We start from the raw sequence: 23,166 nt of genomic DNA on the forward strand, positions 1-23,166 counted from the left end.
GGCGCTTACAGTACGAACCGGTCCAGGCCGACAATGGCCGACACGGCCAGCGAGGCCACCAGGTAGCACAGGACTTGATCCTTCCAGTTCAGTCCAAGGCGCTTGCTCGCTTTTACGACCAGCACGATCAGGCCGCCGGCCACCAGGACCGGCAAGGTCCATTTGCCGAGACCGAAGTACATGCTGACGCGCGCCTCGTCGTTCGGATGCAGGAAGCTGACCAGGCCTGCGGTCAGACGCGAGAACATCGCGGTATACAGGAAGGCAAACGCGATCGTCGACGCCTTGCGCTGGACGAGGGCATACGCCACCAGGGCCTGCAGGATCGTCAGGACGGGCCCCGCCGCGTCGCACATCATCCTTTGCCACGGTTCGGCCGGCGAGAGGTAGCGCACGATATTCAGCCCATATTGCATGTCGAAGCCGAAGGCAGTGCCCATCAGCCAGTGGGCGCCCTCATGCAGAAGATTGGTGATGAAGAAGACAACGACAAGCCAGAAGAAAAACGAAGGTTTGAGTTTCATGAACACGCCGGTGAGTACAAGGTTGTGGGAAGCTTGCGTCGACACGCGCATGCACTCTACCGTATGTACATGATATTTAACAACATGCAATTATTAGAGATATGAATGGATGAGCTGACAAAGGCGGACATGATCGCCACCGGATGGAAACTGCACGGTCAAATTGAGGAGCAGCTGCTTCGACATCCCGCGACAAGGGGCAGCGACGCCTGGCCCGACAAGCAGCGCCTGCTGCTGGCAGATATGGCGATCCACCTGCTGCAAACGGCGCTCAAGCCGGGCGACATCGAACTGGACAAGCTGAGGAACAGCCTGCACGCGATCCTGACGATCTCGGATCAATTCCTGCCCCAGGCCGGCCTGAAGCAGGCAAGGGCGAAGATCTACTCGGAGATGAGCGTGCCGGGCTCAGGAAAAGATTTGACGGCCATTACAGGGAGATGACCCGGTCAAGTCTCGCGCGGTCGATCTAGCATGGGAGGAATTACCCGCGGCCAGCCCAATCCTTTTTTCCATAGGCAAGATTACCTTCGAGAAGAGTCAGGCACGCCATCATGAATGGTCATGGCCGGGAAAGCGGATCTGCTGTTGAAAATGGCGCGCATCATCGGCACGTCTACGAGCGCGTAGTAATGGGGCAAAGGATGGCCCCAGTGCGAGGATCAGTCAACGCCGACCAGCGTAAACGCCGCCCAGGCCGAAGGCGTCGCGAACGAGGAACCAGTCGCATCAAAGCTTGGGTCCAGCATGAGTTCCCGCATCGATTGCTGAAGGGCTTTTCCTCTGCTCAGCCCGCCCTGCATCAGCTGGATCGTCCGCCCGGTAATGCGCGGCGCCGCGTCATCTCTCACCCGCCAGTGGGAGACGAGGACCGCGCGTGCCCCAGCTAATAGAAAGGCACGCGCAAGTCCGGTCAGCCCCTGGGCATTAGTGCTGCCGCCAGCAGCCGAGTTGCAAGCGGACAAAAGCACCCAGTCGGCGTCCAGACGAAGCAGCGCGGCTTCGGAGCCCGTCAGCAGACCGTCATCCGAAGGCCCCGGCATCGACGGTGGCGCCAGCGCGAGCGCGGGTTCTGCGAGCGTATTGCCGAGGTTTCCAGTCACTAGACCATGCGTGGCGAACGCCAGGATCGCATAATTATTCAGGCCGCGTGTCGGCGGACGCGCCCCCAGCCTGGATTCGGAAGCGTCCGGACCCAACAAAATATCGTCTGGACCACCCCCAAGCGTACGGGCCAGTGATTCGATCTCGGTGCGCGTACCAGGCAACGGCGCCAGCTTACGCAATTCGCCCAGACGGACATCACCATCTGAAAAATAGCTGCCGGTCTCCTGCGGCGATGCGTTGCTGCCCTGAAAAGAAGGATCGCCCAAGCCAAAGAACGGACGACGCCCGCTCGCGTGCACATTTGCAGTCAGGCGCAGCGAAGCGAAGCTTGAGATGGTGGGCAAAAGCGCGAGTTCGTGCTCGAAAGCGACCCAGCGCGTGGACCGAAGTGTCGCGGGATCGACGTCCCCACTTTGTCCGCCGTGCGGTTCGGCAGCGACCAAGGCTGCCAGAGGCAGGGCGACTGCCTCTCCCTGCGTTACGACTAGCCATCTAGGCATTTTCGTCACGAGCGCAGCGATGGCGGGATCGCCGAACAAATGTTTGTAGAGCCGAAAGGCGGCCTTGCGATCGAAGCCACGCGCGCCGGCGGCAAGCACTGAGCGGTCGTCCTGGTCAGGCGAGCGCGCACCCTTGGGATCAATGACCAGCCGCAGACTGCGCACCATGCGCACGAACGTATCGCCGGAAAGCGGAATCTGGACCCACGCGACGCGCTCGCGAGTGACCGCCCACACAAACCCGTGTTCGGCGTTCTGCCCAGGAGTGATAAAAATAAGGACCTCACCAGTCTTGAGCAATTTCTGGAGCGTTGCCAGAGGAATAGGTTCGGGATTCAGGTAGGCGAAGAACGCTGGGAAGCGGCTTCGCAATTCGCCGACCAGTTCGCCGAGCTGTTGGTTCGTCTGCTCACGCTGTTCGCGCAAGGACAACAGCGCGGCGGCGCCTGCTGGCAGGTTCGAAGCGGCCGCCGCGCCCACAGCGGCATCGAGTTGTTCGACGCGATCACGAAGCGTTTCCAGGCGTGCGGCCAACTCACCAAGGCCGTGCTGGGTCGCCACCCGCCGCGCTGCCGCGTTCGCAATGGCATCGCCTGCGCTGGACCAGATCAGGCGCTGCGCTGCAAGAAACGATTCGCCAACAACTTCAGGGACGGACGCACTCTCCCATGTGCGTCGCCCGCCCGGTAGGGATGCCCAAGCACTGCGCAGCAATAGGCGCTGCGGATCCTGGTAGCGCCGTAATGGTGAGATCAGAGGGTCCGGTTTCGCCTGGGCAGTTTCGGAAGCGGAACGCGACAACTGCGCGCTGGCTGCCTCGCGCGCAGCCGCAAGCGCGCCCTTGGCATCCCCAAGCCCCAGACGCGCGTTCCCGAGGACGGTAAGACTGAGCACGCGGTCCGGATGCAAGGACGGGAGCCTGGCCCGCTGCGTCGCCAGTGCCTGCTTGGCAAACGGCAGTGCCTCGGCATATCGGCCTTGCGCGATCAAGTTGCTCGCCAAATGCTTATTGCTGAAGGCCGTGTTCAGATGATCAACTTGAAACATGGCGACCCGCAATTGCCGTGCCCGTCGCAGCAGCATCTCGCCCGCCTTGTATTTGCCCTGCGCCGACAAATTTGCGCCCAGCTCAGTCATCGTCGCTGGCACACCTTGGCTGTAAGGAGCTGTCTCCAAGCGGATGTCCAGTGCAGCACGCAAGTACCTTTCCGCCTCGACCAAGCGGCCAAGCGCTCCCAAAGTCTGGCCCAGACTGGCTGCCGCAATACTACGGCTCTCTGCGTCGACAGAGGGCTGATCGACCGCTTGTTTTACCAGCGCTGTCAGAATTTCGGCCGCCGCCTCGTATTGCCTCAGTTCGTAGAGCGATAGTGCCAGATTCAGCCGCATTTTAAAGCGGGGGCCTGTCAGGCGATCGCCGAGCGGTCCGCTTCCCGTCACCGTCAAGGCGTTTGCCAACGCGATGGCTTCCTCCAGCAAGAAGCGAGCATCGGCGCCGCGGCCGCTCTTTCTAAGAAAGACGCCAAAATTATTGAGTACGGCGAGGGTCCCCAGGTCCAGCAGGCCAAGGCGGTTATAACGGGTGCGCAATACGTCACAGAGCAAGGACGTCGCCATTTCCCATCTCCCTTCGGCGATGAGGTTCTGGGCCTGGGACAATTTGCTATTGCTCAGAGCAAAATCGAAATCCTCGTCACCGTCCAGGACCGATGCACTTGCGGCAGGTGCGCCGCGCCCGCCCGCCTCACTTTGCGATATCGGCGCAGCAAAGCCCTGCGCGGGGCAGAGCACACGAAACTGGGCGAGCAGTTTCGCATCTGATGGCTTCTCATCATCTTGCGCGCTGGCGCCCCCCGGCACCATGGGTAGCAACAGCGCAAGCGGAAAAAGCACCATGCGCAGGACGAAACGCGACCGCAGGCCTTTGCCGCTCATCATTTCTTTCCGGGCGCAGCAAGATACAGGGGAACGGTGACAGCGCCCACTTGGGTATCGGAGTCTTTGGTGGCGCTGCGCAAGGTGCCACCGCCCGCACCCGCCGCGAGCAAGAGGAAGTCAGGAGCGCTGGAGTCGAGAGCGTCGGCGCGCAGGGGCGGCGCTGCGTTGGTGGCAAGAGACCGAAAGTCGGGTGCGATAGGCTCTGCCCCGTCAACGACCGTCATCAAAAGCACAATGTTACCGCGGCCCGAACGCTTTGCTTGCGCCCCGGTCGGCACTGATTCGGTGTACGTGATGACGCCAATCTGAGCGGGATCGATGATCAGTGCGCTATGCGACGACCCTTCATAGTTGTACAGGAAATCGATATGCGACCAGGCATCGATATAGAGTGGCGTTACGCCAATCGCACCACGATTCTGGTTCTTGACGACGATGGTCACGAGATCGCAGTCGGCAAGTGTCACAGGTTGGTGCTTGGCCGCCTTGCTGTCGAACACGTTCAGACCGTGAGGTTTGGCGGGCGCCGGCACCCGGGCCGGACAGCGTCCCTGCCTGCGCTTTTGCGCTGCCCTGAGCAAGGTCACCTGCACGGAACGGGCGATCTGGGTGTTTTCGATAATATGCACGGCCTTCAGGAGGTTGCGACCGTGGCCGATCTGGGCGAGCAGTCCGCCCAGACTGGTCGAACTGATGTCCGCCGCGGCCAGGGACGGCGGTTCGCCCCCATCTGGAAGCACGGTGTCGCCGCTGGGGGGGGCCAGCCACACACGGCCATCCTTCACAATCAGTCGGACATCTGCGCCAGCGGGCGTCACAGCTGGCATCAGCGCGATCGTCTGATTCTGTGCCGGTGCAGCCAGCAATGCCGCCAGGGCGGACGCAGTACGTTCGTGCAGCTGGTGATCCCGCGCATTTGAGCCGTTCGACAGAGGATCGAGTGCGACGCTCAATCCAAGCGAGACCCCAAGCGAAGTCACCTGCGCCGCGAACGCATGTGGCAAGCTGTGAAGTTCTTTAACTACAATTTCGCTCCCGGACTGCCCGTCACGAAGTATCTCGATCACCGTGCGGTCGGGAGCACTGCTTGTGGCGCGACCGACGGCGACTGTCTTCGGCACATCGCCGCGCAGATCGACAAGATTGAAACGGGTGCCCGCATCAATCCCGTCGAGCATGCCTGCTTTCACCATCAGCTGCGGACCAGACGTGGCCAAGGAGTAGAGTCGGCCTGCTTGGCCCGCGAAGCCGGTTGCAATGCGCAAGTCGCCGTCGAACATTGGAATGGGCGCCGCGCCTTGCCACTCCGAATAGCCCGAGATGATGGTCTGGGCGATGCGCTCGAAGCTCGCAGTTTGCCCGGCACGAATAGCCCGGACCAGATACCAGGTAAACACGCCGTGGATGCGCGATTGCGGCTGGCTGCCGGACAACGGAACCAGCGCCTCGATAGCATCAAGCGACGGCTGTGCGGCATAGAAGCCAACGAAGCTGTTGTCCCCCGGCCCTGACGGCGCCAGCTTGCGAACCCTTGGGACATGCGCTCTTGCTCCGCGCCTGAATGCGCGCGGAGAAACGCCGAGCCGAGCGATCGGGTCGACACTGCGAACGGCGATGGCTTGGCGCGACAGACTGCCGGAATTGCATGAGTCAGCGATTAGCCATACCTTGGCGCCTTTCGCACGTATCTTCGCGAGGTAGGCACCGATCTCGTTGTCCGTCAGCTGGTTTTCGATCCCGTGCAGCGTGTCGCTCCATTCGCCGATGTCAAGCGGAAGAAAGATCTCGTCCACACCGTCGGACTCGGCAGCCTCGCCCGTCAAGCCCATGGCCGGAACGTAGCTACCGTGCCCCGACAGGTAGATGATCAGCTCGCCTCCCGGCGCGGCAATATTCACCAGCCAGGCCAGCCCTTTGCGAATCTCAGCGATTGTCGGCAAGCCATCCGCGCTTACCTTATCCGGGTAATACGAAGCGGCCAGATCGTCTGCCAGAACCCGGAAATGGTCGCGTTTCGCCCACTTGGCCTCGACCAAGGTGTTGACCAGCAGTGTAACGTCGTTCCGAGGTCCCGCAAGTGGTGCGACGGGGTTTGCATAGCCCGACACACCCACGATGAGCGCATGGCGCTGCGTCTCTGCGGCGGTGGCTGGCGATGCAAGGCAACCAGCAATTACTGCTATCAGCAAAGCGTTGAGGAAACGATGGCCGCATCGTTGCAGCGCTGCGTGCAGAGCGATGATATGGCGAGGCCAGGCGGCGAGGTGGCGCCCCTCGGCAAGCGGGCACATCACAGTGGCCGCCCCGGGTAGAGGGCCGCGACTGAATGTTTATCGCCATCGGACAAACGTCCGGCGGCCAGCATCCGATTCGTATTGCAATAATTCATGACAGACTCCGGATCCCATGGGGTAAGGATCTCTTCGCCCGCACTGGTGTCAGGCACTTCCGTGCAACTGTCCGGGCGATCATGACGATTGTGTTCGTGAACAAATCCTAGGGCGTGCCCAAATTCATGCACAGCGTTGGCACGAATACACTTCTGTCTAGTGGCTTCGTCGCGCGCACACCACTGATTCCATTCCTGGAAAGTGAAGTTGAGCCGCAGCCCATTTTTCACTTGGTTCACCTCTTTTCCAAGGCCAATTGTAAGCGCGACATAATTTCCCTCGGCGATGTGGATACCGGAAGCTCCAGATACACAGGCTCCCCACCCGACAAACCGCACCGCCGAGGATTTGGGCCATGCGCCGTTGACCGCGTCAGCAACCCAAGCACGCGCAGAGGCATGTTCCGGGGCCATCGCCTCCCAACAGACGTTGATGACTGGCGAACCCCATTTCGCTGACACCTTCGCCCAGCCCTTGGTACCCAAGACCGGCTGCACACCCGGGACCTCCCCCCGCAGCCGTACGGCCGCCGCTGCCAGATCAGCCTTGTTCTGATGGACGTCCTGACGGACCTGGGCATACAGCACGCCAGATGCGCCTGCCACGATCAGTGTCAGGGCAACGAGACGGCGCCCGGGTGGGGACCACATATCAGCAACTCATCGGCGTGGTCTTGCACTTCACAAGGCGCTGCTGTGCCGCGATGACATCGGCCTCGGCCTTTAGCTGGGCAGTTTTTTCGGTGTCGGTCGTATGCAGCGCATCGAAGGTAGACTGGGCCGCGTTGATAGCGGCGCCAGCGCCGCTCTCCTTCCCGTACTGAACCGAGGTCAATGCGCCAGCTTCGTCGAACGCGGCGGCGAATACTTGCTTGCCAAACACGGCAGCGGAGGGGATCGGGATCATGTAGTCAGCGCCTTTTTGCCCGACAGGCACATAACCGCTCCAGATGGTGCTGACCTCGCATGCACCGACAGGCCCAATCGAAACCGCCGCCGGAACCATTGCGGGCTGCCGTGCCCCCAACATGGCAACGCGCCCCCCGCTCCCGGCGGTGACGGGCGCGCTTGCTGTAGCAGCCTTGACACGGAAGCAAGCATCTCCGACCAGCTTCTTGAATTGGTTCGCGTAGCGGGCGCTTTGGGTATCCGCTGCAAACCGAACGTCGTCGAAATTATCGAAAGGCTGTTCCGCTATGTAAATCAGAGTGAGCGTCTGCTCGCCGAAGTGCTTTTTAAATTCCTGACATTTCTCGACGACTGAAGCATCGTAGCTCTGCTCAAGCGCCGCTGCTGCCAGCAGGGAAACGGCCGACTTGATGATGGGTTCTCCCTGACCAGTCGTTGTTGCATTGACCGACTTGAGGCGCCTGTCGGCATAAAATTCGAGCTTGATGTCGCTATTGGCGATCGTCCCATCGAGCTCCTTCAGGTCCAGCGACAGGAGCTTGCTCGTATCTGCTGAAAAAGTGGTTGTCACGGTCGGGGTGGTCGCGACGATGGGCAGGTTGTTTTTGTCGCAGCCAAGCGTCCGCACTAACCTTGCGCTTAAACTCGATTTCGCCGGGTAATAACTGATTTTTGCAATCGGTGTTTGTGAACAACCGCTGAGCACTACAAGGACTGCGGCCAGATATATCAGACTTTTCATCGAAAACGCCCCCGTTAGTTAAGTCAGCAGACCACTCTGCCGCCGCTTGTAAATATAGCATTGTAATTGTTGGTAAAACAGGTCTTGTTGTCGGATAAATAAAATTTATCCGGCATATCGTTGCAAAAAATGCTATCTACTCTGACCATTGGCAGAGCGGCGCCTGCTCAGGGATATGCAGGCATGGCGGGTGAGACAGCATGTGCGGGCCCCTATGCAGAGTCGATGCTTTTAATATAAGCAAGACTACGAGACTTAGATAACTTCGCACTCTTGATCCATTCGGTAGCGTCTGCGTGCCTGGCGTGCTGAACTGGACTCAGTCTTCAGCAGGAGTGCCCGTGCCTACCTTCGATCCTTCCAGCCTGGCGCCGGCGCAAATCGCCGATCTGCGCCGCAAACTGGAGGCGGCCGGTTGCCGTCCGCCGGCGCATGCGTGCACGCTGGGCGAGCTGTCGGAGGCGGTCGTGGAATTCCGCCGGCGCCAGGGCATCGCCGGCCGCGGCGTGCTCGATGCCATCACCCTGCAGCGCCTGAACGAAGTCAGCGGCGCCACCTTCCAGGACGTCTTCCGCGACGAACTCGACCTGCTGCGCCCCGATCCCGATTCCGCTCCCGATACCGAGCTGCCGGCGCGCGCTCACAAGGCCGGGATGGTGGGGCTGGCCCTGTCCGGCGGCGGCGTGCGCAGCGCCACCTTCGGGCTCGGCGTGCTGCAGGCGATGGCGGAACACGGCATGCTGCGCCATCTCGACTACCTGTCGACCGTCTCCGGCGGCGGCTTCATCGGCGGCTGGCTGTCCAAGTGCATCCACGAACAGGGCGGCGACGTGCGCCGGGTCGAAGCCATGCTCGCCCAAAGGGTGGCAAACGAGAGCGGCAGCACGGAAGCGCCGGAGATCCGCTTCCTGCGCCTGTATACCAATTACCTGTCGCCGCGCGGCGGCATGTTCAGCGCCGACACCTGGACCCTGATCGGCACCTACGTCCGCAACACGGGCCTGAACCTGACCATGCTGGTGGCCTGGCTGTGCGCCCTGCTCCTGCTGCCGCGCGCCGCCGTCTGGGCTGTTCACCGCATCGTCGATCCCGGCGGTCCCTGGGCCGTGTATGCCGACCTGGCCTGGATGGCCGGCGTGCTGCTGTTCCTGTTCGCGGTGTTCTGCATTGCCCTGTCCATTTCCAGCAAGCCGTCCGGCTCGCGCGGGCAGCGCCGCTTCCCGCTGTCGCAGGGCGCGGTGCTCTGGTGGATCAACCTGCCGCTGCTGCTGGCGGGTTTACTGGGCAGCGTGGGCCTGTGGCGCCATGGCGGCGAGCTGCCGTTCTGGGAACTGGGCACGCTGCCGGTCCAGCTGCAGGGGCGCGCGTACTGGCTGCTGGCGCCGGGCTTCGTCTACTTCGTGGTGTGGGCCTGCGGCTGGTACGTGGCGCACGACCGCACCAGCGTCTACCGGCGCGTCGGCTACACCTTGTGCACGGCGGCCTTCGTGGCCGTGATGGCGGTGCTGTGCGCCGCCGCGCGCGCCTTCGCACCCGAGATGATGCTGCACCTGGTGGAGCCGGCTACCTACGAACACGTGGTCAACGGCCTGCTGGCCCTGTGCGCGGTGCTGGTGCTGCTGGCCATCGCCCTCGGCGTGCTGCAGCGCCTGCAGCCGCGCCCACCGTCGGCCGACCTGACGAGCCCCGAGCTGGTCGAAGGCATCGCGCACCTGCTGTGCGCCATCGGTGCGCTCACGATCGGCACGGTGCTGCTGCTGGGCGGCTTGTCGCTGCTGCCCGAGCCCAGCAAGCATCCGGTGCTGAACAACGCGATCGCCCTCACCAGCTTTGGCATGCCGCTGATGATGGCGCTGTTCGCCGGCACCATGACCCTGATGATCGGCCTGATCGGCCGCATGTACAGCGACGCCAGCCGCGAATGGTGGAGCCGCCAGGGCGCCTGGGCCTGGATCTTCGCGCTGTCCTGGGTGACGATGTTCGGCGTCGCCTTCTTCCTGGCGCCGCTGCTGCACTGGGCCTGGCTGACCTACAACCCGTGGTCGCACATCACCACCGCCCTCGGCTGGCTGGCCATGACCTGGTTCGGCCTGAAGGCCGGCAGCAGCAGCAAGACGGGCACCAGCATCACCGGCATCCACGCGAGCGACTCGCGCCTCGACCTGCTGGCGCGCCTCGCGCCCTACGTGTTCACGGCCGGCGTGTTCGCGCTCCTGAGCGCGCTGGTGCAGGCCACCGTCGCGCCGCCGCTGGTGGCCTGCCCGCAGCCGGTCACCTTCACCTGCGTCTACGGCGCCCACGCCAGGGCCACCCTCGGCACCAGCGGCAGCCATCTGGCCGGGGCCTTCGCCTTCTTCCTGGGCGCCGCCGTGCTGCTCGGCTGGCGCGTGGACATCAACAAGTTTTCGCTCTACATGCTGTACCGGAACCGACTGGTGCGCGCCTACTTCGGCGCCAGCAGCCGTGCACGCAAGCCTCACCCCTTCACCGGCTTCGATCCAGGCGACGACCCGCTGCTGGCGGAACTGAAGCAGCAGCGCCCCTGCCACATCATCAACACCTCGCTCAACCTGGTCGGCGGCGAGGAACTGGCCTGGCGCACCCGCAAGGCGGCCTCGTTCACCTTCACGCCGCGCTACTGCGGCTTCGAGCTGCCGCCCGGCTCGACCGGCAGCACGGCAGCCGGCGCGGCCGGGGCGGACGCCGCGCGCGGCTGCTACCGGCCCACCGACGCCTACGGCTCGCGCTCGGGCGCCGGGGCCGACGACGATGCCGGCGTGCGGCTCGGGATGGCGATCGCGGTCTCGGGTGCGGCGGCCAGCCCCAACATGGGCGCGCACTCCTCGCCGCCGCTGAACTTCCTGATGACGATGTTTAACGTGCGCCTGGGGCGCTGGTGCCCCAACCCGCGCAAGGACGCCTGGCAGCAGTCCTCGCCGCCGGTCGGGCTGTTCAGCCTCCTGGCCGAGCTGTTCGGCCTGACCAATGCCGACGCCAGCTACGTCTACCTGTCGGACGGCGGACATTTCGATAATCTTGGAATCTACGAGCTGGTGCGGCGGCGCTGCCGCCTGATCATCGCGGTGGACGGGGCCAGCGACGGCCGCCTGTCCTTCGAAGACCTGGGCAACGCGATCCGCAAGTGCGGCACCGACCTGCACGTGCGCATCGACCTGGATGTCTCGAAGATGGCGCAGCGCGGCGGCGAAGGCCTGTGCGGCGCCAGCTGCGCGGTCGGCACGCTGCGCTACAGCCAGGTCGACCAGGGCGGCGTCGACGGCACCCTGCTGTACGTGAAGCCGGCCATCGTCGGCCGCGAGAACGCCGACCTGCTCAACTACCGCAAGGTGCACCCGGCCTATCCGCACGAAAGCTCGGTCGACCAGTGGTTCGACGAGACCCAGTTCGAGAGTTACCGGGCGCTGGGCCAGTACATCGGCGAGTGCGCGCTGGGCGGCGCCATGGACGCCGCGCGCAGCCGCGACGGCGGACTGGATGTGGACACCCTGTGCGCGGAGCTGCGCCGGCGCCACGGAGAAGATGAGGGCGCGCAGGCGCCTGCGCCCTGCACTGACGTGCGCGGCCAGTGCCGCTAGGCGGCGACGCCGGCGATCGCCTCCAGCTCGGCCAGCGCCACCGTATCCAAGCGCAGCGCGCCCGCCTTCAGGTTCTCACGCAGGTGCGCGACCGACGAGGTCCCGGGGATCAGCAGGATGTTCGGCGAACGCTGCAGCAACCATGCGATGGCCACCTGCATCGGCGTTGCTTCCAGCCGCTGCGCCACCCGGGACAGGGCGTCCGATTGCAGCGGGCTGAAGCCGCCCAGCGGGAAGAAGGGCACGTAGGCGATCCCCTTTCCCGCCAGCGCATCGATCATGGCGTCATCGTTCCGGTGCACCAGGTTGTACATGTTTTGCACGCAGGCGATCGGCACGATGCGCTGCGCCTCCTCGACCTGCGCCATCGTTACGTTGCTCAGCCCGATGTGGCGGACCAGTCCACGCTCGCGCAGGCGGGCCAGCGCGGCGAGCGGCGCTTCGATCGACCCTTCGGCGGGCCCGTGCACGTCGAGCATGCTGCGAAAGTTCACGACCTCGAGCTGTTCGAGACCTAGGTTGCGCAGGTTGTCGTGCACCGCCTGTTCCAGTTCCTGGTTTGAAGCCGCGAGCAGCCAGCCGCCCTTGTCGTCGCGGCGCGCACCGATCTTGGTCACGATGGTGAGCGCCTCCGGATAGGGGTGGAGCGCTTCGCGGATCAGGCGGTTGGTGACGTGCGGGCCGTAGAAATCCGACGTGTCGATGTGATCGACGCCGAGTGCCAGCGCTTCGCGCAGCACGGCCCTGGCGGCATCGAGGTCTTTCGGCGGGCCGAACACGCCCGGTCCGGCCAGCTGCATGGCGCCGTAGCCGAGGCGGCGCACCTGGCGGCCGCCGAGAGGATAGGTGCCGCTGTTGTCGTGGTGGGACATGTCGTTTCTCCTGGTTGATGGACAGTTCGGACACAGTAATCGCGACTGCGCTGTCGGACAATCCGGTATAGTCTGGATGGGCTGTACGGAAAAACGAACAATGAAAATCGACCTGGGAGATCTTTCCGCTTTTGTGGCGGTGGCGCGCGCCGGCGGCTTTCGCGATGCGGCGCGCCTGAACGACAGCAGCGCCTCCGGCCTCAGCGACGCGGTCCGGCGCCTGGAAGCGCGCCTCGGCGTGCGCCTGCTCCACCGCACCACGCGCAGCGTGGTGCCGACCGAGGCCGGGCGCAGCCTGCTGGCCCGGCTCGATCCGGTGTTCAGCGAAGTGGAGAGCGCGCTCGACGTCGTCAACGGTTTTCGCGACCGCCCGGCGGGCACGCTGCGTATCAACGTGCCGGTCAGCGCCGCGCGCCTGGTGCTGCCGGCGATCCTGCCCCGCTTCCTGGCGGCCTATCCGGAGATCCAGGTGGAGGTCGTCACCGAGGAGAGTTTCGTCGACGTAATCGCCGCCGGTTGCGACGCGGGCATCCGCTACGAGGAGCGGCTCGAACAGGACATGGTGGCGGTGCCGATCGGTCCCCGCAGCCAGCGCTTCGCGGCCGCCGCCTCGCCTGCCTACCTGGACCGGCACGGAAGACCGGTGCATCCGCGCGAGCTGCTGCAGCACGCCTGCATGCGTGCGCGCTTTCCCAGCGGCGCGCGGATCGACTGGCAATTCCAGCAGGGTGACGAGATGGTGACGATCGAACCGCGTGGCCCGCTGCTGGTGCAGGTCGGCGGCGCGGTCGACCTGATGGTCGACGTGGCGCGCGCCGGCGCCGGCATCGTGTATCTGTTCGAGGACTGGCTGCGCCCTTGCATGGAGCGTGGTGAGCTGGAGCCGGTACTGGAACCATGGTGGCCCAGATTTTCGGGCCCCTACCTGTACTACCCGGGACGCCGGCTGTTGCCGGCGCCGCTGCGCGCCTTCGTGGACTTCATTCGCAGCGAAGCGTGACGCTTCAGGCGGCGGCCGGTTCGGCGTCCGCGTCCTTGGCCGGCTCCTCCGCCGGCGCCTCCGGCTTCGGCACCAGCAGCATCAGCTGCTCCATCAGCTGCGCGAAGCGCTGCTGCCCCGGCTGGACGCGGTCGACGTGGGCCAGCACGCTCTGTGCCTCTTCCATCCGCTGCTCGTTATAGCCGCGCTGCTGCATGTAGGAGATCAGGATCTGCGCGGAGTTAAACAGGATGCGCACGTTGTGCGGCAGCGCCGCGCGTGCGTTGCGCATCCACTCCACGGCTTCGGCCAGCTTGTTGGTCTTCCACAGCAGCACGCCCTGGTTCATCAGGTCGATCGCTTCCTTGCGCGCGCCGCGGATCAGCTTTTCGCCTTCCTCGCCCATGCGCGCCTTCTCGAAGATCTGCTGCACCTCGTCCTGCAGCAGCGTGTTGTCGTGGTTATTGCGGATCACGTAGCACAGCAGGTCGACCGGCGCTTCCTTGACGCCCACCGCGAACAGCAGGGTCGCCATCTCCAGGCAGGTGGCCACGTCCGGGCGCTCCGGTGTCGCCTGCAGCAGCGCTTCCAGTTCGTCGCCGGCCTTGCGCGCGCGGCGGTAGTCGCCGCTCTCGTGGTACACCAGGCCCTCGGTGATCTTGGTGCGCAGCTCGATGTCCGGGTGCTCGGCGCCGAATTCTCGCTGGGCCGCGATCAGGAGCTGCAGCGCTTCCTTCGGGTCGTTCTTCAGGCCGCACGCGCGCGCCAGGCCCAGGTAGGCGTCCGGCGTCTTGCGGATCGAGTACTCGCCGATCGCGATGCACTTGCGGAAGGCCTTTTCCGCCATGCCGACGTTCCCCAGCTTCAGGCAAGCCTGGCCCAGGTTGCGCTGGCGCGGCACCGAGTTCGGCGACAGCTTGGCGGCGCGCTCCAGGATGCCGAGCGCTTCCTCGTGCTTGCCCATGTTCTTGTAGCTCAGGGCCAGCTGGTCGTAGGCGTCGATGTAGTAGCGGTTCTCGGCGATCACGGTCTGGAACATCTGGCGCGCCTGTTCGTATTCGCCGTCGGCCATGCGGATCTTGGCCAGGCCCGAACGCGCCCACTGGTACTCGCGCTGCGCCAGCACGCGCTCGTAGGTCTCGCGCGCCTTGCCCGGCTCGCCGCTTTTCTCCATCAGGCGCGCCTTCATGCGCAGCAGGTCGATCTCGTGCGCCTTGTTCACCCCGATCTGCTCGTCGCACAGGCGCGCGGCGCGCAGGTAGTCCTTCTCGGCATAGGCCTGGTCGATCAGGCTGAACACCTGCTTCTTGCGCCAGACCCGGTTCAGGCGGCTCAGGAGCACGCCTTCCGTGATCGGCTTGACCAGGTAGGCGTCCGGCTGGTGCTCGGCCGCGCCCATCACCGACTCGACGCTCTTCTCGGCCGACACCATCAGGAACACGCTCGAGGGCAGCAGCAGGTTGCGCATGCGCGCTTCTTCCAGCACCTGCTGGCCGTTCTTGCCTTCGCCCAGGTTGAAGTCGCACAGCACCACGTCGTAGCGGGTCTTGTTCAGCAGGCCCATGGCCTCGCCGCCGCTGGAGGCCTGGTCGATGTTGCGCGCGCCCAGGCTGCGCAGGGCTTCGCGCAGCAGCTGGCGTATGCCGACGAAGTCGTCGACCACGAGGTAGGTCTTGGACGCCCAGTCGACCTGCTCGCTGGCCTGGGGCGCCATGGCGTTGACGAGGGCGTTCATGGCAGCGTCAGGATGAAGCAGCCGCCGCCCAGCCGCCCGCCGTTTTCCAGGCGCACGGCGCCGCTGCGCTCGCGGTGGCGGTGCATGCGCGCGACCTCGCGCGAGAAATGCAGGCCCAGGCCTGCGCTGTTGGTCAGGAAGTTGACGCCGCTCGCCAGGCCGTCCATCGCCGCGCTGCCCGCCGCAAGGAGGCTCGCCGGGTAGCCGGCGCCGTTGTCCTCGACGCGGATCTCCAGCCAGCCTTCGCGTTCGCGCGCGCACAAGAGGATGCGGTCGCGCGTGTAGTGCACCGCATTGTTGACCGCGTGCGAGACCACGCCGACGATCAGGTCTTCGTCGAAGTGCCACACCAGCTCCGGATCGATGTCGAGGTCGAGCGCAATGCCGCGCGATTCCAGCAGCACCCGCCCCAGCGCCACCACCTGCTCGGCCAGCTGGCCGACTTCGAGCGGCTGGACGTCGAACGGATATTCAAGCGTGCCCACGCGCTTGTACAACGCCAGCAGCTGCATCAGGTTGTCGTTCAGGCGGCGCGTCTGGTACAGCATCTGCGCCATCTGCGGATAGGCCTTCTCGGTCTCGGGCGAGGCGTCGACGAGCAGGCGCTCGAGCGTGCCGGACAGGACGCTGATCGAATTCTTCATGTCGTGCGCAGTCGACGCGAGGAACATGGACAGTTGCGAGTGTGGGTCTTCCATCGGATTGGCCGGGCTGCTGGCCGAGAAAAGTTACTGTACGTTAATTATACCGCTGGAAATTTGACGATTTCTGTCGGAATGTCACTTATTGCGCAAACGCAACAATGCGCTGGAACCTAGCCAGCGGCCTGGGGGCCGCGTGGAGTGCGGCGTGAGCGCAGCACGAAGCGCGCCGGGTCGAGCGCATCGACCAGCGCCGCCTCCAGCGGCAGCGGCTCGCCCTCCAGCTGGGCGGCCAGCAGTTCGGCGGCCAGCGGCGCCCAGATCAGGCCGCGCGAGGCGTAGCCGAGCAGCGCGTGCAAGCCGGGATGGCGCGGCACGTCGCGCAGGCGCTCGGTGCTGCCGGCGGCGTCGAAGTCCGGCAGGCGGCCGACCAGCGGCAAGCGGTCCGGCGCCACGCAGCGAAAACCCACCCGGCCCGCCAGCGGCGCGCCCGTTGCGGCGGCCGGGTCGGACACCAGGCCGCGCAGACGCTCGATGTTCTCTTCCTGGCTGGAGGCGCGCAGCTGTGGATCGGCGTCAAGGTCATAGGTGGCGCCGGCGCAGGTGATCCCGCCTGAAGCGGGCGTCAGGTAGGCCTCGCGGCACAGCACCAGCGGCAAGGCGGGCACGCTGCCGCTGGCGAGATGGGTCACCTGTCCGCGCAACGCGCTAAGGGGCAGCTCGCGCGATTGCGCCAGGCTGCGGGCGCCGGCGCCATTGGCCAGCACCACGGTCGGCGCCTCCGCTACCACGCTGCCGTGGTCCGCCCGCGCCAGCCACTCCTCGCCAACGCGCTCGAGGGTGATGCTGCCGACGCCAAAGCGGCGCGTCAAACGTTCGCCACAGGCATCCAGCATCGCCGCGCACACGCTGCCGGGACGCGCCCAGCCGCCCTGCGGGAACAGCCAGCCGCCGCTGGGGGCCGGCAGGCCGAGCAGGGCTTCGGCTTCTTCGGATTCGAGCCAGCGCGCGAATTCCGGCGGATAGTGCGCTTCGGCCGCGATGGCGCGCGAGACCGCGGCGTGCTCCGCATCGCGCGCCAGCTGCAGCACGCCGCAGGCTTGTCCCTCGATGGCTGCGCCGATGCCGCCCAGCTGGCGCCAGGCGCGCAGCGCGAACAGGTAGGCGGCGCGCGTCAGGCGGGTCGGGATGTTGTCGTCGCGCGAGAGCAGCGGCATGAAGATGCCGGCCAGGTTGCCTGAGGCTTCCATCGCGGGAGCCGGATGACGCTCGACCAGGCTCACTTGCCAGCCGCGTGCGCACAGGCTGGCGCAGGCGGCGGAGCCGGCCAGTCCCGCGCCGACGACGATGGCGCGGCGCTCCGGGAGCGGCGCGACTGGCAGGCGCGGCTTGCGGCTGGCGAAAACGGCTTGCCCGGTGTCGCCGTCGAAAACAAAACCCTGCGCTTGCAGGGCGGTGCGCTGTTCGGCGTCGAGCGGGGAGGCAACCAAGCGCGCGTCGGCGGCCACGATGCGCGCCAGCGGACGCACGAAGGCGGTGCCCGCGACGCCGTGCAGGAACACGGCATCCGGCTGCGCGCCGAGCTGCGCCAGCGCGCTATCCAGCGGCGCGGCGAGCAGGGTCAGGGTAAGGCGCGGGTCATCCTGGGGAATGCGGTGGAAGCCCGGCTGCAGATCCGGGGCGAGCGCCACGATGTGCAGGCGCGCGGGCCGGTCCGGGTCGGCGCGCCAGGCGTCCTGCAGCTTGCGCACCTTGGCGTCGTCATGGGCCGTGTCGAACACCGTGTAGCGTTCGCGGCCGCGCCAGTGCGCGCCCGAATCAATCATCGTCCGGCGTGGCGGAAGCACGCCCGGTCATGGTCGTCCACCACGCCGATGCCCTGCAGGTAGGCGTAGATGATGGTCGAGCCGACGAACTTGAAACCGCGCTTGGACAGGTCCTTGGAGATGCGGTCCGACAGTTCGGTCTTGGCCGGGCGCGAGCCGTCCGGCCAGCTGCTCACGATCGGCTTGCCGTCGACCCAGCCCCACAGGTAAGCGTCCAGCGTGAGGCCCTGCTCGCGCATCGCCAGGTAGGCTTTCGCGTTCGTGATCGCGGCCGCCACCTTCAGCCGGTTGCGCACGATGCCGGGATTGGCCAGCAGCTCGGCCACCTTGGCCTCGTCGTAGGCCGCGATGGTCTTCGCATCCCAGTTGTCGAAGGCGGCGCGGTAGGTCTCGCGCTTGTTCAGGATGGTCTCCCACGACAGGCCGGCCTGCGCGCCTTCGAGGTTCAGCATCTCGAACAGCGTGGTCTCGTCGTGACAGGGCACGCCCCACTCGTGGTCGTGGTAGGCGATGTAGCGGGGATTGGCCATATTGGCCCAGCTGCAGCGGGTCGGGTTCATGGCGTCAGTATAAACCGCGCCGCGCCTTGGCAAAAATGTGGCATTTCGCATTATTTTTTGGCCGATGACGGTGTCCGACGGCGACGATTGCTTTACACTCGCGTTATCTCCATTGCAAGCTTTGCGTCCTTCCGCCCCATGAACGAACCGACCCAGTTTGGCAGATACCAGGTAGTGCGGGTACTCGGCCGCGGCGCCATGGGGCTGGTGTATGAGGGACTGGACCCGCGGCTGGAGCGCAAGGTGGCGATCAAGGTCATCTCCACCGCGGCCCTGGCCGACAGCGAACTGCGCGCCTCCTACTCGGCCCGCTTCATCCAGGAAGCCCAGGCGGTCGCCCGCCTGAACCACCCGCACATCGTCGGGCTCTACGACTTCGGCGAAGAGAATGGCGTCGCCTACATGGTGATGGAGCTCGTGCGCGGCGAAGAGCTGGCCGCCTACTTCGACATGACCCAGGACTTCCACCTCGACTTCACGCTCGAGGACGGGGTGCGCATGATGTGCGAACTCCTGGCAGCCCTCGGCTACGCCCACCAGCACGGCGTGATCCACCGTGACGTCAAGCCGGCCAACGTCATGCTGAGCCACGACCTGCGGGTCAAGCTGACCGACTTCGGGGTGGCGCGCATGGCCGCCGTCAACGTCGACCAGACCGATGCCGGCATGGTCGGCACGCCCAGTTTCATGTCGCCCGAGCAGATCACCGGCCAGCTGGTCGGCCCGCAATCCGACCTGTTCGCGGCCGGGATCATCCTCTACCAGTTCCTGACCAGCGAGCGTCCGTTCCGCGGCAGCGGGGTGTTCGCGGTCCAGCAGAAGATCCTGTACGACCAGCCGGTGCCGCCCAGCGTGCTCAATCCGCTGCTGAGCCCCGCTTTCGACCGCATCGTGGCGCGCGCGCTGGCCAAGCGTCCGGAAGACCGCTATCCCAGCGCCGCCGCCTTCCGCGACGACCTGCAGCGCGCCCTGAACGGCGAGAGCATCGCGCCGCAGCCGGCGCCGGCGCTGCCGGTGTGGCACCTGGCCACGGCGGCGCACGCCGGTCACGGCGCCGATCCGGACGCGACCCGCCTCGCTCCCGCCAACGCCCCCACCTCCGACGCCGACGCCACCGTGCTGGCGCCGCGCCTGGCCTCATGAGCGCCCAGGCCTGGGAAACGGATCCCGGCAGGCGCGGCGCATTCTTCCGCCAGCTGCAGCAGCTGACGACCCAGATCCACGCCACCCGCAACGTCGATGAGATCATGCTCGACGTCTCGGGCGGCATCTGCAGCCTGTTCGGCGCGGACCGCCTGAGCATCTACGTGGTCGGCGAGGACAAGGCCAGCCTGGTCTCGAAGGTCAAGACCGGCCTGTCATCGTTTCGCCAGCTGCGCCTGCCGATTTCCGCGATGAGCGTGGCCGGCTATGCGGCCCTGTCGCGCCGTACCCTGAACCTGGTTGATGTCTACGACGAGGACGAGCTGCACCGCTACGCCCCAGACCTGCGCTTCCAGCAGGGCGTGGACCGCCGCACCGGCTACCGCACGCGCGAGATGCTGGTGATCCCGATCCTCCACGAGGACACCGTGATCGGCGTTTTCCAGCTGATCAACAACCTGCTGGGCGGCGCCTTTTCCGACACCGTGGTCGAAGGCGCCACCTCGCTGTGCGAGACCCTCGCCGTGGCCTTCGCCCAGCGCAGCCAGGAAGAAGTGCGCGAACGCGGCGGCTTTGCCGACGCCATCCGCGAGACGGTGCTGCCGCGCGGCCAGGTGGAACAGGCGCTGCAGCACGCGTGCGCCAGCGGGCAGGACATCGAGGACGTTCTGATCGACGACTTCCGCCTCAAGCTGCCGGTGGTCGGACGCGCTCTGGCCGACCACTTCGCCGTGCCCTACCTGAGCCACCATCCGGAGCGGCGCGTGCCACAAGAGCTGCTGGCCGCGATCGACCGCACGCTGGCGGCGAATCAGCAATGGCTACCGGTCGCACGCAACGACAGCGGCGTCTACGTGGCCTGCGTCGATCCGGAACAGGCCAGGCTCGGTGGCGGCATCGCCGCAGCATTCCCGGACGCGCGCCCGGTGTTCTGCGTGACCACGCGACGCGATTTCGCCGCCATGCTCGATCACTACTTCGGTCCACCCACCGTGGCGACGCCGGCCGGTGCGCTCGGCGCGGCGCAGCAGTCGCAGCTGCTGGACGCAGTCGCCGCCCTGGTCGCCGGCAGCCACCAGCAAGGCCTGTCCGACCTGCGCATCGACACCGCGCCGGGCGAACGTCCCGGCGAGATCCGTTTCACCGTCAGCGGCGTCATGCGACTGCCTTGATGGGGGGATTTTTCAGCGAAAGCGCATGTTAGGATGACGTCATTCACCCGGGCATACAACCATAAGACCAGCCGATGAGTACCTGGACCCAGCTCACCCCGAGCATCTACCACCGCCTTGCCTTCGGCTCGGCCTATGGACTCACCGACGTCGGCCTGGTGCGCCAGTCGAACGAGGATAACTTCCTGATCGATCCCGAACTGCGCATCGTCGCAGTGGCCGACGGCATGGGCGGCCACGCCGGCGGCGAAGTCGCCGCCCACCTGGCTCTCAGCTCGCTGCGCGCTTCCTTGCTCAATGCCGACCCTTTCCGCTGCGCCCTCCCCGCCCACGGCACCATGCTCGATCCGGACGCCACCTGGCAGGACGAGCACATGTGCGCCGTGCTGGCCGTGCACCAGGCGGTCGACCACGCCAACGACCAAGTCTACGGCGCCAACCTGGAGAGCGGCCACGGCGAAGGCGCCGGCATGGGCACCACCCTGAGCGGCTTCTGGCAGTGGATGCCGGACGGCCCGCTGGCCCTCTTCCATGTCGGCGACAGCCGCATCTACCGCTATCGCGAAGGCGAGCTGGCGATCCTGACACGCGACCAGACCCTGTACCAGCAGGCCCTGGAAGCCGGCGTGTGCGACGACCTGCCGCCGCGGAACCTGCTGCTGCAGGCGATCGGCCCAACGGCGGCAGTGGCGCCGGACGTCAAGGTTTGCGAGGTGAAGCGCGGGGATCTCTACCTGCTGTGCAGCGATGGGCTGTACGGGAACACGCCGCACGGGGCGATTGCGGAAGTCCTGGGACGCGCCTCGGCGCAGTCGCTGGATGCCTGCTGCGAGGAGCTGGTGGCGCTGGCCAAGGCGCACGGGAGCCGGGACAACATCACGGCGGTGTTAGCATTGGCGGATGGGTACTAATACAAAAGCAGTACGTACAGCCGGCGCGCTTTTCCTTGTCTCCGCATTGACCGCTTGCGCCGTCCCGCCGGCAAGGACGGCGGCGAACTGCAGCGTTCAATCCCGTCCCTTCGGTACGCTGTCATCCGGCGAAGCGGTTACCGCCTACACCATCCGCAACGAGCGCATCGAGGCCACGATCCTGGACTATGGCGGGATCATCCACTCTATCAAAGTGCCTGACCGCGAGGGCAAGGTCAGGAATGTCGTGCGTACTTTGGAGAAGCTGTCCGATTACGAGAGCAATGCCACGTTCTCGAAGATCATCGGGCGGTTCGCAGGACGGATCAACAACGGCGGCTTCACGCTGGATGGAAAGCGCTACGACCTCGTTGCGCGGCCGGATGGCCTGACGGTTCACGGAGGACCGGGCGGATTCGGCAGCCGCAAATGGACCTCCTCCGCGGCCGACTGCGGCGTCGACCTGTCCTTGACCAGTCCCGATGGAGAGAATGGCTTCCCTGGGAACCTTCAGGTGAGAGCCGGGTTCCTGGTTGAGAATGCAGACCTGCGCATCAACTACACGGTAGCGACGGACAAACCGACCGTCGTCAACCTGACCCACCACGCTTTCTTCAATCTCTCCGACGCGCCGGACGTCTATGACCACGTACTGCAGGTGAATGCGAATCGGTGGCTGCCAACGGACAGCAAGCGCGTGCCGACTGGAGAGATCGCTGCGGTTACAGGCGCCATGGACCTGCGTATCGGACGCAAGCTAGGCGCTGTCGCCAATTCCAGCGAAGAGGTGATCAAGGCGAACAACGGACTGGATCACACCTTCGTTCTCACCGGGTCACATGCAGCAACGCTGACCGATCCGGCCTCGGGCCGCGTCCTCGACGTGATCACATCGGAACCAGGACTCGTCGTCTTTTCAGCCAACGGCTGGACTGGCAGCATGCGCGATGGTGAAGGACGCCCCTTGCTCAAGGGCGGCGGGTTGGCACTGGAGACACAACACTTTCCTAACAGTCCAAATATCCCTGCTTTTCCGAGCACGGTTGTCCGACAAGCGTCGCCTTTGCACAGCACAACGGTCTTTCGGTTTACGACGGAATTAGGAAAGTAGCAATCAGGTGGCTTTCTGCGGATCTTCCATATAGATACGCGTGAAGTCTGAGAATTCTGAACCGGCCAGGCCTTCTTCAACCACCTTCTTAGCAAGATCAAAATCGACGACGAAGCTGCAGACTTCCATCGTTCCGCTGCCGATACTTCCACCGTCGCATTCGCCCAACCCGCTCCAACCCAGTATTTCGCCCATCCGCTCTTCCAACCGGTGGCGCTTATCGAGGTCCGCGGCCGAACCCATTCCCTCAACTGCATATTCAACCATCAAGACGGAATGCGCATCGGAATCGATTGGTGCAAAGCCTTCTGACAGTAGACGGTTGATCTCTTTATCGATCGCAATCTTGGGATTGCGCCACAATCCCCGTTTGATCTTCTTCGACTCGCCTAACGTGCCCAGTTCGCCCCAGTGCACTACCCAGCTTCCGTCTTCGTCCCTCCAGGTCTCCCAATATCGCGTCTTCCCACCGTGATAGCAGTACAGCTTCAGCATGCGCTTCCTTTGAACG

General features: G+C 65.1%; 18 protein-coding genes. 7 read left to right on the plus strand and 11 right to left on the minus strand.

Features of this window, described 5'->3' with window-relative positions; translation table 11 throughout:
- Window positions 1-5: 5 nt before the first annotated feature.
- Window positions 6-524, minus strand: coding sequence for a hypothetical protein (locus GV068_RS07365; RefSeq protein ID WP_159696711.1), 519 nt, complete (start codon window positions 522-524; stop codon window positions 6-8).
- A 105-nt stretch (window positions 525-629) separates the two neighbouring features.
- Here GV068_RS07365 and GV068_RS07370 point away from each other — a divergent pair, with 105 nt between their 5' ends.
- Window positions 630-968, plus strand: coding sequence for a hypothetical protein (locus tag GV068_RS07370; protein WP_159696712.1), 339 nt, complete (start codon window positions 630-632; stop codon window positions 966-968).
- Between the two features lie 218 nt (window positions 969-1,186).
- On the opposite strand, the gene GV068_RS07375 is transcribed toward GV068_RS07370, so the two are convergent.
- The 4 genes from GV068_RS07375 to GV068_RS07390 are packed head-to-tail and all read right to left on the minus strand — an operon-like array spanning window position 1,187 to window position 8,109.
- Complete coding sequence (locus GV068_RS07375; protein WP_159696713.1) at window positions 1,187-4,066, minus strand: CHAT domain-containing tetratricopeptide repeat protein; 2,880 nt, start codon at window positions 4,064-4,066, stop codon at window positions 1,187-1,189.
- Entirely contained in the window at window positions 4,066-6,360 is a 2,295-nt protein-coding gene (locus GV068_RS07380) for a caspase family protein (RefSeq protein ID WP_159696714.1), read from the minus strand. Before GV068_RS07380 ends, GV068_RS07375 begins: the two co-directional genes overlap by 1 nt.
- Window positions 6,360-7,109 carry a M12 family metallopeptidase gene (locus GV068_RS07385; RefSeq protein WP_159696715.1) on the minus strand — a complete coding sequence of 250 codons (750 nt, stop codon included), beginning with the start codon at window positions 7,107-7,109 and terminating at the stop codon, window positions 6,360-6,362. The genes GV068_RS07380 and GV068_RS07385 overlap by 1 nt, the downstream gene beginning before the upstream one ends.
- Before the next feature lies 1 nt (window position 7,110).
- Entirely contained in the window at window positions 7,111-8,109 is a 999-nt protein-coding gene (locus tag GV068_RS07390; RefSeq protein WP_159696716.1) for a hypothetical protein, read from the minus strand.
- 341 nt (window positions 8,110-8,450) lie between these two features.
- Here GV068_RS07390 and GV068_RS07395 point away from each other — a divergent pair, with 341 nt between their 5' ends.
- Entirely contained in the window at window positions 8,451-11,705 is a 3,255-nt protein-coding gene (locus tag GV068_RS07395; RefSeq protein WP_201303255.1) for a patatin-like phospholipase family protein, read from the plus strand.
- On the opposite strand, the gene GV068_RS07400 is transcribed toward GV068_RS07395, so the two are convergent.
- Window positions 11,702-12,577 (minus strand): aldo/keto reductase family oxidoreductase, encoded by an 876-nt coding sequence (locus GV068_RS07400; protein ID WP_159696717.1) that lies wholly within the window; start codon window positions 12,575-12,577, stop codon window positions 11,702-11,704. The genes GV068_RS07395 and GV068_RS07400 overlap by 4 nt on opposite strands.
- A 100-nt stretch (window positions 12,578-12,677) precedes the next feature.
- On the opposite strand from GV068_RS07400, the gene GV068_RS07405 reads away from it, so the two are divergent.
- Window positions 12,678-13,577, plus strand: a complete 900-nt coding sequence (locus GV068_RS07405; RefSeq protein ID WP_159696718.1) for a LysR family transcriptional regulator — start codon at window positions 12,678-12,680, stop codon at window positions 13,575-13,577.
- A gap of 4 nt (window positions 13,578-13,581) precedes the next feature.
- Here the strand turns inward: GV068_RS07405 and GV068_RS07410 are convergent, their stop codons facing one another.
- The 4 genes from GV068_RS07410 to GV068_RS07425 form a co-directional block, all read right to left on the minus strand.
- Entirely contained in the window at window positions 13,582-15,291 is a 1,710-nt protein-coding gene (locus GV068_RS07410) for a response regulator (RefSeq protein WP_159696719.1), read from the minus strand.
- Window positions 15,288-15,989 (minus strand): sensor histidine kinase KdpD, encoded by a 702-nt coding sequence (locus tag GV068_RS07415; protein WP_159696720.1) that lies wholly within the window; start codon window positions 15,987-15,989, stop codon window positions 15,288-15,290. Before GV068_RS07415 ends, GV068_RS07410 begins: the two co-directional genes overlap by 4 nt.
- 116 nt (window positions 15,990-16,105) lie before the next feature.
- The gene (mnmC, locus tag GV068_RS07420) at window positions 16,106-17,758 is read right to left on the minus strand and encodes an FAD-dependent 5-carboxymethylaminomethyl-2-thiouridine(34) oxidoreductase MnmC (RefSeq protein ID WP_159696721.1); all 1,653 of its coding nucleotides are present in this window, start codon (window positions 17,756-17,758) and stop codon (window positions 16,106-16,108) included.
- A complete protein-coding gene (locus tag GV068_RS07425) occupies window positions 17,755-18,318 on the minus strand; it encodes a DNA-3-methyladenine glycosylase I (RefSeq protein ID WP_159696722.1) in 564 nt (187 codons plus the stop codon). Before GV068_RS07425 ends, mnmC begins: the two co-directional genes overlap by 4 nt.
- A 138-nt stretch (window positions 18,319-18,456) precedes the next feature.
- Here GV068_RS07425 and GV068_RS07430 point away from each other — a divergent pair, with 138 nt between their 5' ends.
- The 4 genes from GV068_RS07430 (at window position 18,457) to GV068_RS07445 (ending at window position 22,655) form a co-directional block, all read left to right on the plus strand.
- Window positions 18,457-19,461 carry a serine/threonine-protein kinase gene (locus GV068_RS07430; protein ID WP_159696723.1) on the plus strand — a complete coding sequence of 335 codons (1,005 nt, stop codon included), beginning with the start codon at window positions 18,457-18,459 and terminating at the stop codon, window positions 19,459-19,461.
- Window positions 19,458-20,633 carry a GAF domain-containing protein gene (locus tag GV068_RS07435; protein ID WP_159696724.1) on the plus strand — a complete coding sequence of 392 codons (1,176 nt, stop codon included), beginning with the start codon at window positions 19,458-19,460 and terminating at the stop codon, window positions 20,631-20,633. The genes GV068_RS07430 and GV068_RS07435 overlap by 4 nt, the downstream gene beginning before the upstream one ends.
- Before the next feature lie 74 nt (window positions 20,634-20,707).
- Window positions 20,708-21,544 carry a PP2C family serine/threonine-protein phosphatase gene (locus tag GV068_RS07440; protein ID WP_159696725.1) on the plus strand — a complete coding sequence of 279 codons (837 nt, stop codon included), beginning with the start codon at window positions 20,708-20,710 and terminating at the stop codon, window positions 21,542-21,544.
- Window positions 21,534-22,655: an aldose epimerase family protein gene (locus tag GV068_RS07445; RefSeq protein WP_159696726.1), complete on the plus strand. Its 1,122-nt coding sequence runs from the start codon at window positions 21,534-21,536 to the stop codon at window positions 22,653-22,655. The genes GV068_RS07440 and GV068_RS07445 overlap by 11 nt, the downstream gene beginning before the upstream one ends.
- A 3-nt stretch (window positions 22,656-22,658) precedes the next feature.
- Here GV068_RS07445 and GV068_RS07450 read toward each other — a convergent pair whose 3' ends face one another.
- Window positions 22,659-23,150: a hypothetical protein gene (locus tag GV068_RS07450; protein WP_159696727.1), complete on the minus strand. Its 492-nt coding sequence runs from the start codon at window positions 23,148-23,150 to the stop codon at window positions 22,659-22,661.
- Between the last annotated feature and the right edge of the window lie 16 nt (window positions 23,151-23,166).

This window comes from Massilia sp. 9I (assembly GCF_902506415.1).
Lineage (GTDB): Bacteria > Pseudomonadota > Gammaproteobacteria > Burkholderiales > Burkholderiaceae_D > Telluria.

Excerpts from the sequence above, each read along its gene's own strand:
- GV068_RS07365 (WP_159696711.1), bottom strand. The coding sequence starts at position 524 with ATGAAACTCAAACCTTCGTTTTTCTTCTGGCTTGTCGTTGTCTTCTTC.
- GV068_RS07370 (WP_159696712.1), top strand. The coding sequence starts at position 630 with ATGGATGAGCTGACAAAGGCGGACATGATCGCCACCGGATGGAAACTG.
- GV068_RS07375 (WP_159696713.1), bottom strand. The coding sequence starts at position 4,066 with ATGAGCGGCAAAGGCCTGCGGTCGCGTTTCGTCCTGCGCATGGTGCTT.
- GV068_RS07380 (WP_159696714.1), bottom strand. The coding sequence starts at position 6,360 with ATGTGCCCGCTTGCCGAGGGGCGCCACCTCGCCGCCTGGCCTCGCCAT.
- GV068_RS07385 (WP_159696715.1), bottom strand. The coding sequence starts at position 7,109 with ATGTGGTCCCCACCCGGGCGCCGTCTCGTTGCCCTGACACTGATCGTG.
- GV068_RS07390 (WP_159696716.1), bottom strand. The coding sequence starts at position 8,109 with ATGAAAAGTCTGATATATCTGGCCGCAGTCCTTGTAGTGCTCAGCGGT.
- GV068_RS07400 (WP_159696717.1), bottom strand. The coding sequence starts at position 12,577 with ATGTCCCACCACGACAACAGCGGCACCTATCCTCTCGGCGGCCGCCAG.
- GV068_RS07405 (WP_159696718.1), top strand. The coding sequence starts at position 12,678 with ATGAAAATCGACCTGGGAGATCTTTCCGCTTTTGTGGCGGTGGCGCGC.
- GV068_RS07410 (WP_159696719.1), bottom strand. The coding sequence starts at position 15,291 with ATGAACGCCCTCGTCAACGCCATGGCGCCCCAGGCCAGCGAGCAGGTC.
- GV068_RS07415 (WP_159696720.1), bottom strand. The coding sequence starts at position 15,989 with ATGGAAGACCCACACTCGCAACTGTCCATGTTCCTCGCGTCGACTGCG.
- mnmC (WP_159696721.1), bottom strand. The coding sequence starts at position 17,758 with ATGATTGATTCGGGCGCGCACTGGCGCGGCCGCGAACGCTACACGGTG.
- GV068_RS07425 (WP_159696722.1), bottom strand. The coding sequence starts at position 18,318 with ATGAACCCGACCCGCTGCAGCTGGGCCAATATGGCCAATCCCCGCTAC.
- GV068_RS07430 (WP_159696723.1), top strand. The coding sequence starts at position 18,457 with ATGAACGAACCGACCCAGTTTGGCAGATACCAGGTAGTGCGGGTACTC.
- GV068_RS07435 (WP_159696724.1), top strand. The coding sequence starts at position 19,458 with ATGAGCGCCCAGGCCTGGGAAACGGATCCCGGCAGGCGCGGCGCATTC.
- GV068_RS07440 (WP_159696725.1), top strand. The coding sequence starts at position 20,708 with ATGAGTACCTGGACCCAGCTCACCCCGAGCATCTACCACCGCCTTGCC.
- GV068_RS07445 (WP_159696726.1), top strand. The coding sequence starts at position 21,534 with ATGGGTACTAATACAAAAGCAGTACGTACAGCCGGCGCGCTTTTCCTT.
- GV068_RS07450 (WP_159696727.1), bottom strand. The coding sequence starts at position 23,150 with ATGCTGAAGCTGTACTGCTATCACGGTGGGAAGACGCGATATTGGGAG.